The sequence below is a fragment of the Pseudomonas sp. FSO-7 genome (assembly GCF_059579345.1).
In genome coordinates this window covers 5,550,594-5,562,241 of record NZ_CM184193.1, presented here as the reverse complement: position 1 = coordinate 5,562,241, position 11,648 = coordinate 5,550,594, and the positions used below count along the sequence as shown (strand labels likewise).

Below are 11,648 nucleotides of genomic sequence, written 5' to 3'. Positions count from 1 at the left end.
ATCTGATTTTATGCTGAAAAATCTTTGGATCAGAACGGTGGCCGCCGCCATGGGTAAGCGTAAACGCAAGACACTGCCGAAGGATTTCGGTCAGTTGCTGGAGCAGGCCTCGTTTGCCGAACTGGTCGCCGTGTTCGATGCGTGCGAGCTTGAAGCCATCGGGGGTTACAGCAAGAGCACCGCGCTGGGGTTCTACAACTGTCCCGACGAACTGGTCCGTTGGCTGGTGGAGCAGGGCGCCGACATTAATGCCCGTGACACTTACCAACGAACGCCCCTGCACCATCGCAGTTCGAGTTGGATCGGTGGTGTCGATCTGCTGCTGGATTTGGGCGCCGATATCGAGGCGCAGGATTACCAGGGCTACACGCCACTGCATGCCGCGGCCAACAGCCACAAGGCCGAGGCCATTGCTGCCCTGATCCGCCGTGGCGCCAATGTCGATGCCAAGAGTCGGCAGGGACAGGGTGTGCTGCACATTGCCCTGGCGACGACCCGCAATGCCGATATCGAGGCCACCGCGAAAATCGCCCAGACGCTGCTGGCGGCAGGGCTGCAAGCCGATGACGGCATGCTCGCTGAAGTGCAGCGCATCGGTCGTGAGTTCGAGTTTCACCGGGCCTCCTTCAACCCGGACTACCTCGAGACAACAGACGCTGCCCTGGCCAGTCTTTATCGTCTTTTCAACGTCACTCCCGTTGCCCCTCGCAAGGTTCACGACGGTCAGGCCGCTATCGTCGTAGCGGCCAGTGACTGGCGTGACCAGCATCAGCAACTGTGGGAGCTGCTGGTGCCATCCTCTGGCGCCGCAGCGACGGCGCAGGGTGAGGTGATCCGCATCAGTGGCCGTATTTCCCGAGAGATTCACCACAACGGCTCGGCCAACTGGGACGCGGATTTCAAAGCGATGTTGGCGGCTCTGGTTGACCATGTGGGCAGCGCCGTGCCCTTGCCTGTGGCCGAGCTCGCTGAAGCACGGGCGCTGGCTGCCCTTCTGCGCAATGGCAACGATAACGCCGAGCAGACCGAGCGTCTCTGTGAATTGGCTGTGCGTTGGGTCATCGCCAACCCGCAGCCGGTGCCATTGGCGATGCCCTCCTACAGCCGATAACGCGACGGCCTCTTTCAGGATCGAATAGCCCGGCGTGACACCTCGCGCGCGGGCACTTTCATCCTGGGCGTCGGGCATTTGGTGAATTAAGACTAAAGTACTGTTTTGTATAACGCCTAAGTTTGATTTTGTATAAAACCTGGTCGTGTTAATTTGCTCTCGTGGTTATTGGTCTGAATGGATTCTGCGGCATTATTCAAGGGTAACCTTGTGGTGACTGGACAAGCAGGCTTCGCATTCTTTCCACCTATCGCCCTTACTGTCCTGGACATAAGGCCTTCGGTTCCTGACTTGAATACCTCTACCGGTTTTGTGCCCCCACCTGCCACGTTTCAAATACCTATAAAGCAGCTGTATCGCCGTGCCCTTTCAAGGCGATTGCCTCGTGGGCCGCGTAAACAGCCGTGATTGATTGTTATTCGCCGCGTCGTGCACAAGTTAGAGGCCTTCGTCTTTAACGTTGGCAATAAATAGAATCAGGCAGGGGATGATATGAAGTTCAAGTCATTGCAGGCACGCATTTGTGTCACGGCAGGCGTTTGCCTGTTTGTTTCATCGGTCAGCCTGATTATCTACGGGCTCTTTACCGCTCGGGCCAATGAGCAATATGTGGCCACCGAAGTCTCGGCGCTGGTTGAAAAGTCAACGATCCGGGAAATTCAGAACCTGGCCGAGTCCCGGGCCAATGCCATCCAAGCCAAGTTGCAGAATGCCCTGGATGCGGCCCGCACCATGGCCAATACCTTTGCCGCCAGCAAGACCACGCAAAGCTCCTTGGCATTGGGTCGAGAACAGATCAATACGGTGTTGCTCAGCGTCCTCAAGGACAACCCTGATTTCAATGGCACCTATTCCTGCTGGGAACCGGATGCGCTGGATGGACAGGATCTGGCGTTGCGCAATGCCCAGGATGGCAATAATCCACTGACAGGGCGCTTCACGCCTTACTGGACACGCAGCGCCGGTGGCCATGTCGCGGTGCAGCCGTTGGTCGAGTACGACTCCCTGGACCGTCACCCTAACGGTGTGCCCAAAGGTGGCTGGTACAGCGGCCCGCGCGACACTCTGAAGGAAAGCGTGCTGGATCCCATTCCTTATGTGGTCCAGGGTAAAAACGTTTGGCTGACCACGTTGTCGGTTCCGATCGTCGCCAATGGCAAGTTCTACGGTGTGGTCGGGGCTGACTTCGACATCGCCTTTATCCAGAAACTCAGCGAGCAGATGTCCGCCGAGCTCTACGGCGGCAAAGGCACGGTTTCGATCTTGAGCAACCAGGGCCTGGTGGTCGCGGACAGCCAGCGTACTGACTTGATTGGCCAGCCCATCAAGGCGTTGTTACCTGAGTCCTGGGAAAACGTACTGCGCGACATCCAGAGCGGTCGTGGCAACGGCCTGCTCAATCCACAAACCCAGCATATCGAAGTGCTGATGCCCATTACGCTCGGTCGCACAGGCAAGCCCTGGGCGGTGCTGATTCGCCTGCCCAAGGCCGTGGTCATGAGTCAGGCCATTGCCCTGGAGCAGGAGTTGCAGGCGCGCAGTATCAGCAACAGCATCTGGCAAGTCTCGGTAGGCTTGGCCATTTCGCTGCTGGCCCTGGCCGCCCTGTGGTTTGCCGCTGCGAAAATCGTCGGGCCGATCCGCGAGGCCGCGGCCTTGGCCGCCAGCATCAGCCTGGGGGATTTTTCTCGTCGCCTGGTGCAGAAATCCGAGGATGAGGTCGGGCAATTGTCTGTGGCGCTTAACGACATGTCTGAAAGCCTGCAACGCCAAGTTCGTGTGGCCGAGCGTATTTCCGAAGGTGATCTGGACCTGGAGGTCCGCTTGTCTTCACCCCAAGATACCCTTGGCAAGTCACTGGAGAAGATGGTCAGCAACCTGAACCAGCTGATTTCCGAGGTGCAGACCAGCGCCACCCAGATTACCGGCAGCTCGGCGCAGGTCACTGATCTGAGCCAGTCGTTGTCCGATGGTGCGTCGAACTCTGCGTCGTCCATTACCGAAATCAGCGCGGTGATGACGCAAATGGCTGCGCAGACCCGGGACAACGCCGCCAACGCCAAGAAAGCCGACGAGCAATCCCAGGCATCACGGGCCGATGCGGGGGAGAGCGATAAATTGATGAGCGAGCTGATTGCCGCGATGGCTGAAATCGACAACTCGGGCAAGGACATCACCGCGATCATCACCACCATCGACAATATTGCCGCACAAACCAATCTGTTGGCGCTGAACGCGGCCATCGAAGCCGCCCGGGCGGGTGAGCTTGGGCGCGGTTTTGCCGTAGTCGCCGACGAGGTACGCAGCCTGGCCGCCCGCAGCGCCGAGGCCGCCCAGCAGACGGCGGCATTGATCGCCGATTCATCGAGCAAGACGCAGCGCGGCATGATCATCGCCGGCCGGACCGCCGAATCGCTGAAAAACATCGTCACGGGAACCAGCGCGGTTTCCAACCTGGTTTCGCTGATCTACCAGGCCTCCAGCGAGCAGGCTTCGGGCTTGCAGCAGGCCAGCATCGGCTTGGAGCAGATCGATGAAGTGACGCAAAAAAACCAGTCCAACTCGCAAGAGTGCGCGGTGGCGGCCAAGGACCTTTCGGAGCGGGCATCGCTGATGCAGCGTGTGTTGGGCCGTTTCAAAGTCAAAAGAGGCTAATGGGTTTTCCAGCCAGGGGGCACTGTGGCGAGGGGAGCAACCGCCCTCGTCACGGATTCGATCCGGTTTTTAATACGTGCAATTGCATTGCTTCATGCAATGGTGACTCGATAACGGCTGTGAGGGTGTAGTATCAAGGCTTGCCCATCGGATATCAGTTAGCTATGTCCACGCTAAGCGAAGAGAGCCGTCAGATCGTAGCTTCTCTGACGCACCGCGTTGGCCCCAACGCTGACACTGCAAGGATCGCTCACGCGATCATTTCAATTTTGCAGGATATAGAGGCGACCCTTACGCCCGTCATTGGTCAGCAAGGGGTCGCCGCACTGTATCGCCGCAGCCTGCACTTGTGTGGGTCTACTCATCCGCGCCTGACCAGCACCTGCGACAGGGTGCAGCCAGGCCTGGTTCTGACTGCTCTTAAATCGGTACTTGTTGAGCAAAGCGAAGCCGATGCGCTGTTTTTCGGTGAAGCGATGCTGACTGTCTTCTACGAGTTGCTGACCACGCTGATCGGGCCCTCGCTCACCGCACGGTTGCTTCGTGACGTGTGGGAGCCTTCCTTGAGCGACACCCCTTCGCAGGAAAATTCGCCATGAACACCAAAGTGACTATCAACCGCTTGGCTACCGGCGTGCCAGGGCTGGACGAGGTCTTGGGCGGAGGATTGCCGGAGTTTTCGTTCAACCTGATCGCCGGTCCCCCCGGTTGCGGCAAAACTACCCTCGCGCACCAGATGATGTTTGCCCTGGCGACTCCGGAGCGTCCCGCGCTGTTTTTTACCGTGCTGGGCGAGCCGCCGCTGAAGATGCTGCGTTATCAGCAGCAGTTCGATTTCTTCGACAGCGAAGCGATCAATCAATCGATCCGCTACGTCAATCTGGCTGACGACACCCTGGCCGGGGATCTGGACGAAGTGCTGCGGCGCATTGTCAGCGAGGTGGAGGCTCACTCCCCGGCGCTGGTGTTCGTTGATTCGTTCCGTTCGGTGGTGCTGGCCAGCCAGACCCAGGACAACCCCAATAACAACCTGCCGCAGTTCGTCCAGCAACTGGGCATGTTGATGACCACCTGGCAGGCCACGACTTTCCTGATCGGCGAGTATTTCACCGAAACCGATACCAACCCGATTTTCACCGTGGCCGATGGACTGATCTGGCTGCGCCAGAGCGTTCAGCGCAACTCCATGGTGCGCAAGATGGAGATCATGAAGATGCGCGGCCAGCCAACGCTGCCAGGCCTGCACACCTTCCGTATTGCCTCTTCGGGAATCAAGGTGTTTGCCCCCGCCCCCTTTCACCCGGGCGAAGCGCCGCTGGAGTTCCCCATCAAGCGCTTGGCAATGGGCGTGCCGCAGCTTGATGAAATGCTCGGCGGTGGTCTGCCGCGCGGGTATTCCTTGTTAGTGGCAGGGCCGTCCGGTTCGGGCAAAAGCATATTGGCGGCGTCCTTTCTCGCCGAAGGCGCGCGCAACGGTGAAACCGGCGTGATCGCGGTGTTTGAACAACGTCCCAATCATTCCCAGAACGCCACGCTTGCCGACTTGATTCAACGTGGAAAAGTCGCGTTGGTGGATAGCCGGGCGGCGGACCTGTCCATCGACGAAATCGTGCACTTACTGCTGGGCGAGATCGCCCGCCTGAAAGCGACTCGCGTGGTCATTGATTCGTTGTCGGGCTTCGAACTGGCGCTGGCGCCGACCTTTCGTGAGGATTTTCGCGAATCGCTGTCGCGCATGGTGACTGCGTTGACCAGCGCCGGTGTCAGCGTATTGCTGACGTCGGAGCTGGAAGACCGCTACACCGACCTGCGTTTCAGCCCTTACGGCACGGCTTTTCTCACCGACGCCATTATCGTTCAGCGCTACATTGAAGTGCAGAGCCGTTTATTGCGCATCATGGCGGTGGTCAAGGTGCGGGCCAGTGCTCACTCCGACGAGCTACGCCTTTATCGCATCGACGACAACGGCTTGCAGATCGGCGAAATGTTGCCGGATCGGGAGGGGTTGCTCGGCGGTCGGCCGACCCTGCAGCTTTCCGGCAACGGCGCCGGATGAGTCGCGACCATGGATAAGGCCAATGGCAAGAATGAGCAAGCGAAGGCTTCGGCCGCTCGCGAGCTGTTCCTGCTTGGCCAGAAAACCGTCGAGGCGCGGGCGGTGCTGGCGGCGTTGCATAAGGAGCTGCGCGACGCCAACACCCAACTCGCCGATAAGCAACATATCGAGCAGTTGATCGAGGCCAACCAGCAATTGGTCCTGGCGATCCTGTCGGCTCAGTCCAAGGCTGAAAAGCCAAAAAACACGCAGGCGCTAGAACAACAACAGTTGTATCAGGATATGCGCGAAGCCAATGAGCTATTGGTCATCGCCGCCCTCAGCGCGCAACACCTGAAGGCCTCGGCCGAGCGCGCACTGGAGCGCCAGCGTAGTGTCCTCGCCCTGGTGGCCCATGAACTGCGCAATCCACTGAACCCCATCAGTATGATTGCCGGCCGACTGGCACGGGCGCCCAGTGAGGAACTGCCGCGCATGCAGAAACTGATCGAAGGCCAGGTGCGGCACATGTCTCGGTTGGTCGAAGACCTGCTCGACGTCTCGCGGGTCAAGACCGGCAAGTTTCGCCTCGATTGCCAGATTGTCGATATCGTTCAGATCATTCATGAGTCCATCGACAACTGTCGACCGGTCATGCTCTCTGGCGACTTGCACTTCAGTGCCGAATTACCCGCGTGTGCCTTGTCGATGAACGGCGACCCGGTGCGGCTCGCGCAGATTTTCGGCAACTTGTTGGGCAATGCCGCCAAGTACACACCTGCCGGCGGTACGATCAGGCTTTGGGCCACCGTCGAGGTCGATAGGGTGGAGATCAGCATCCGCGATAGCGGCATAGGGATCTCGCCCAAGGCGCTGCCGTTCATCTTCGAGCCATTCGTGCAGGACGTTCACGCCGTCGGTTTCAACGGCGTTGGCCTGGGCATTGGTCTGACGGTGGTGCGCGAGTTGGTCGAAAGCCACGGCGGCACGGTAATCGGCAAGAGTGCGGGGGATGGGCAGGGTAGCGAGTTCGTGGTGAGGTTGCCGTTGGTGAGTCAAGCCACGTAAGGGGGATAGGATATCGCGAGGGTTTCTTGATACCCTGATCTTCTTCTTTCATGGATGAATACTGAGACACGCCATGGCTAACGACACCCCGTCACGCATCGGGACGATTCTGCTGGGCCTGCTGTTTGCCCTGATTGGCATTGGCTTGTTGGGCATTGCCGTCAATCTCACCCTCGACCGGCGCGACTTCCTCGCCCGGGCACAGACCGCCGATGGCATCGTCAGCCACTTGAATGCCGGTGGTTCCCATCCTGAGATCGCCTTCACCACTGTCAGCGGTGAAAAAATTTCCTACCCCCAGGGCGGCTTTATCTTCGGTTATCAGAAGGACCAACCGGTGCGGGTGCATTACCTGCCCGAGCAGCCGGCTGGCAGCGCGATTGTCGATGCCCCGGCCGCACTGTGGGGCACCTCCGGGGTGTTGGGGTTTATAGGCCTGGTGTTCACCCTTGTCGGCCTGCTAAAAGCTTTGCGTCAACGCGGACGCGGTGCGGTTCATTCATATAAAGGACTTTGAACGTATGAGCTACAACATCCCACTCCCGGTCAATGAAAGTCGCTGGCAGTACCAGACCGCCAGCGGCGGAGGCCTGACCGTGGTCATGGTGGCGGGCAGCGGCGGCTCGATTATCCTGCGCTCGCCCCAGGGGGAAGACGTCAGCTACCGCTATGGTGGTGTCGGCGTGGGTGTCGGGTTTGGTGCACGGCTGCCGCGCTTCGGCAAGATCAATATCCAGATCAAGGGCAAGGGTGTGGCCGCGGCCGGTGCGGCGGAGGCATTTCCCAGCACCGGCAAGGTGTTTGTCAGCGATGCCCTGGTCAATCGCGACCTGACCAGCGACGACATCACCGGTCCTTGCATGTACACCGAAGTAGGCGTGGGCCTGGTGGTCGGCGGCTCGGCCACGGCCCTGCTGTTCGGGCTCGATCCCAAGTTGCTGGCGTTGTCGGTGGCCCTGAGTTCCAACCCGGCAACTTCGCTCATCGCGTCGACCACGGTCAATCGGCAACTGGCGCGCTCGGCCAAGGGGGCGGTGGTGATGGCGGGTGTGAACGCAGGTTTGCAGGCCGGTGGTGGCGCGGCGATCTATATGGGTTATCTGTTCTAGTGAGATTTGGGAACGAGCTTGTTCCCACACCAATAACGCCGATCTGATCGATACAACAAGGCTGCATGAATAGTGAGAATGTTAGTCATTGCTTCGCTAGGGATTCTGTTGCTCATTCAAACGTCACTGTCCTTCGCGGAAAATGCCAATGGGAAAAGTATTTATTTGCAGCGATGTGTCATGTGCCATGGAGTGGACCTCAAGGGAACAGGGCCATTGGCTCATAAAAGCAGTCCTCCTGCGCCTGATCTTACGACTGCCGCTTTCAAGGAGCGCTTGAGGGTTTATCCGGGGGTTATTGTGTCATCGGTAATACTTCGTCCCAATGGAGACTTGATTCCCAGGACGTTGAAAGAGAATGGGGTGAAGTTAGCGCCGTTTTCTTGGGGGGTTAAGGACTTTCGCGATTTGAATCAATACATGAGTGGTGTGATTTCAAGAAGCCGATGATTTTTATGGGTTTTTTTTCTGCGTGTGGTTGATCGTGTGAGTGCCTTATTTGAAGGGCTTAGATACGTTTTTGGGTTTGTGTGTATATCCGTTATTTAGGTAACGGCTACTTAGGGTTCCGCTCTTACAGCGGGTCACTTTTGGAAGAGCGCCAAAAGTAACCAAAAACGCTTTGCCCCACCACTTGGTGCCTCGCTTAGGCTCGGCATGCCCTCACTCCGGCATTGCTCCGTGGGCCCGCCGCGAAGGGCCATCCATGGCCCAGCGCGGCTAACCCGGCATCCATGCCGGGTTGCCCACTACGCAATGCCTGCGTTCGGCCAGCGTGGTTTAACGGGGCGTCCAGATCAAGATCAAGAGCCAAAGCAAGAGCAAGAGCAAGAGCGGGACGCAGGCCGGCATCTAGGTGACTGAACCACCGCTATCGCGAGCAAGCTCGCTCCCACAGTGGATTTTCAGCAGGCATAAAATTCATATGGCGCCACGTCCCCCTGTGGGAGCGAGCTTGCTCGCGAAGAGGCCAGTACATTCAACAACACCATTGGCTGTGATACCGCCATCGCGAGCAGGCTCGCTCCCACAGGAGAAACGCGATCCCCCAGAATCAGGTCGGCTCTCAGGCCGCCTCGCGGTGGACGTTGATCTCGGGCGCCCCGTTAACCACGCTGGCCGAACGCAGGCATTGTGGAGTGGGCAACCCGGCATGGATGCCGGGTTAGCCGCGCTGGGCCATGGATGGCCCTTCGCGGCGGGCCCACGGAGCAATGCCGGAGTGAGGGCACACCGAGCCTAGGCGAGGTGCCGAGTGGTGGGGCAAGAGCGTTTTGGTTACTTTTGCGCTTTTCAAAAGTGACTCGCCGTAAGGGCGAAACCCTAAGTAGCCGTTACCTAAATAACGGATATACACCCCATCACCCCATCACCCCATCACCCCATCACCCACAACACCACCTGCAACTTAGACGTTAGAGAATTGGGGACAGCCCCTTTTCTTAGGCTTCAACAAACCACCGGTCGAACTCTGCTCGTGCCAACGCCGGGGCAGCGTGCAAATCCTTACTGCTCTACTAGAGTGACGGATCCAGCCCCCGTTAAAGGATTAACCCATGGCAACCAGCGATAGCACGATGGCAAGTACCCATACCGTGAGAACTGGCCCGGGCACTGTCCAAGTCGACCTCACCGGCCAGTTCGACGATAACCAGAGCATCATTATCCAACCAGACGGCAAGATATTGGTTGGAGGCTATACCGAGTACCTGGCATGGGGATACCCCGGCGCGCCAGGCGAGGAAAGCTACGGTTACGAACAGAACCACTCCGTTGTCCGGCTGAACGCCGATGGTAGCCTGGACACCAGCTTCCATGAAGGTGGCATCGACATCGTACCTGCTGCGATAGCACCGGCGTCGCGCTACGAGCTGACGGCGGTGCAGTCCGATGGCAAGGTGCTTGTCGCCGTCGCGCTGAACACCGGCGTACAGGTGGAGCGCTTCAACAGCGATGGGACACGCGATGCCAGCTTTGGCCAAAATGGCGCTATTACGGTCGACATCAGCCACGACTTCAAGGACATCGACCTGACGGCGAGTACGGATGGCACATTCCAGATCAGCGCCCGTGGGTTTGACCAGGCCACAGTGACCAGGATCGGCAATGACGGCACTGTCGTCGATGGCTTTGGCGACAATGGTGTGCTGACGGTCAATATTCCCGAAGACGCCTACTACAACGGAGGGATTTCTACTGCGGTGCTGGCAGATGGAGGGGTTGTGGTCGGGGCTGCGTACAATGCCTCCGGCGTGGGTGATCCGACGTACACCCTGCAGCGCTTCAATTCCGACGGTCAGCTGGATACCCGTTTCGGTGATGACGGTGTCCTCTCCTTGAGCGCTGCCACGGGTTTTGGCGAAGACTCAGTGGTCACCGTGCAGGCTGACGGCAAGATCATCGTGATGGGCCATGGCGAAGGCGGTACTTTGGCTACTGTCGCGCGACTTAACGCCGATGGCATCCTTCGATGCGAGCTTTGGCTCCAATGGTAGGGTGACCTTCGAGGCCGACACGCCTGTGGCTTTGACGGTACAAGGCGACGGCAAGATCCTTGCCGCTGGCACGAGCAACGGGGATTTCAGCGTCATCCGTTTGAACGCGGATGGCAGTGTGGATACCGGCTTCGGCAGCCAGGACGGCAAGCTCCACGTGGACGGATACGCCGGCGAAGAAATCCTGCTGGGGAGCGATGCCGCCGAAATCATTCACGGCTTGGCGGGTGATGATGTGCTCCAAGGCAACGGCGGACGCGACTTTCTGCAGGGCGGCGCTGGCGCTGACATTTTCCGCTTCACCGAACTGGGCGACAGTTTCCGCACGATCACGCAAAACCACAGCGACCGGGTCATGGACTTCGACGTCTCTCAGGACCGCATCGACCTGATTGGCCTGGGTTTCACCGGCATTGGCGACGGCCATGGCGGCACCTTGGCTGTGATGGCGAGCGCAGACGGTACTCGCACCTACCTCAAGAACTACGATGCGGATGCCTCCGGACAACGGTTTGAACTGGCCTTGGACGGCAACCTGGTGGGGCAGTTGGACAGCACCCACCTGGTGTTCACCGCACCCACTGTCGAGGGGGCGTCTGGTAAAGATACGATTACCGGTTCAGCCTTGTCGGAAATCATCTATGGCCTGGATGGCAATGACCGTATCAACGGCGGTGCTGGCGCTGATGTCATCATCGGTGGCGCCGGCGCAGACCGTCTCAATGGCGGAGATAGAACCGACATCTCGTTGTGGACAGATAACCACCAAAACGACGACGTGTTCCGCTATCTCTCTACCGAGGACAGCTATCGTACGGACAGCCAGAGCTTTGCCGATCTTATCGAAGGCTTCACCGTTGACGACAAGATCGATGTATCGGCCCTGGGCTATACCGGCTTTGGAGAGGGGACGGGCACTACGCTGGAGATGGTTTACAACAACGAACTGGATCGCACTTACCTGAGGGATGTGGAAGCGGACGCACAAGGTCACTGGTTCCAGGTCGCGCTTGCTGGGGACTGGCGAGAAAGCCTTGATGAAGATGACATGATCTTTGCTCCCGACGCCAAGATAGGGCTGATCGGGGTAGCGCCCGAGGCTGATCCAGGGCATCTGCTGACCTGATGTCGGCTTCAGAAGGTCGCGTGGCAGCGAGTCGCTGCCACGCGATTGG

At 58.8% G+C, this 11,648-nt stretch carries 10 protein-coding genes and 1 pseudogene; all 11 read left to right on the top strand.

Features of this window, described 5'->3' with window-relative positions:
* The first annotated feature begins 49 nt into the window (after positions 1–49).
* The gene (locus AC515T_RS24330; RefSeq protein ID WP_496530327.1) at positions 50–1,111 is read left to right on the top strand and encodes an ankyrin repeat domain-containing protein; all 1,062 of its coding nucleotides are present in this window, start codon (positions 50–52) and stop codon (positions 1,109–1,111) included.
* Positions 1,112–1,603: 492 nt separating this feature from the next.
* Positions 1,604–2,866: pseudogene (locus AC515T_RS24325) on the top strand (cache domain-containing protein); the annotation flags it as partial.
* Complete coding sequence (locus AC515T_RS24320) at positions 2,861–3,766, top strand: methyl-accepting chemotaxis protein (protein WP_496533189.1); 906 nt, start codon at positions 2,861–2,863, stop codon at positions 3,764–3,766. The pseudogene AC515T_RS24325 and the gene AC515T_RS24320, both read left to right, overlap by 6 nt.
* A gap of 164 nt (positions 3,767–3,930) precedes the next feature.
* Positions 3,931–4,365: a hypothetical protein gene (locus tag AC515T_RS24315; RefSeq protein ID WP_305468474.1), complete on the top strand. Its 435-nt coding sequence runs from the start codon at positions 3,931–3,933 to the stop codon at positions 4,363–4,365.
* Positions 4,362–5,822: an ATPase domain-containing protein gene (locus tag AC515T_RS24310; protein ID WP_496530326.1), complete on the top strand. Its 1,461-nt coding sequence runs from the start codon at positions 4,362–4,364 to the stop codon at positions 5,820–5,822. The genes AC515T_RS24315 and AC515T_RS24310 overlap by 4 nt, the downstream gene beginning before the upstream one ends.
* Positions 5,823–5,831: 9 nt before the next feature.
* The gene (locus AC515T_RS24305) at positions 5,832–6,869 is read left to right on the top strand and encodes a sensor histidine kinase (protein ID WP_496530325.1); all 1,038 of its coding nucleotides are present in this window, start codon (positions 5,832–5,834) and stop codon (positions 6,867–6,869) included.
* A gap of 73 nt (positions 6,870–6,942) precedes the next feature.
* On the top strand, positions 6,943–7,386 hold the full coding sequence (locus tag AC515T_RS24300) for a DUF3592 domain-containing protein (protein WP_496530324.1): 444 nt from the start codon (positions 6,943–6,945) through the stop codon (positions 7,384–7,386).
* Between the two features lie 4 nt (positions 7,387–7,390).
* Positions 7,391–7,978: a hypothetical protein gene (locus AC515T_RS24295; protein WP_496530323.1), complete on the top strand. Its 588-nt coding sequence runs from the start codon at positions 7,391–7,393 to the stop codon at positions 7,976–7,978.
* Positions 7,979–8,056: 78 nt separating this feature from the next.
* Positions 8,057–8,428 carry a c-type cytochrome gene (locus AC515T_RS24290; protein ID WP_496530322.1) on the top strand — a complete coding sequence of 124 codons (372 nt, stop codon included), beginning with the start codon at positions 8,057–8,059 and terminating at the stop codon, positions 8,426–8,428.
* A 1,106-nt stretch (positions 8,429–9,534) separates the two neighbouring features.
* Positions 9,535–10,473, top strand: a complete 939-nt coding sequence (locus tag AC515T_RS24285; RefSeq protein WP_496530321.1) for a hypothetical protein — start codon at positions 9,535–9,537, stop codon at positions 10,471–10,473.
* Positions 10,391–11,599, top strand: a complete 1,209-nt coding sequence (locus AC515T_RS24280; RefSeq protein ID WP_496530320.1) for a hypothetical protein — start codon at positions 10,391–10,393, stop codon at positions 11,597–11,599. Before AC515T_RS24285 ends, AC515T_RS24280 begins: the two co-directional genes overlap by 83 nt.
* Positions 11,600–11,648: the final 49 nt, after the last annotated feature.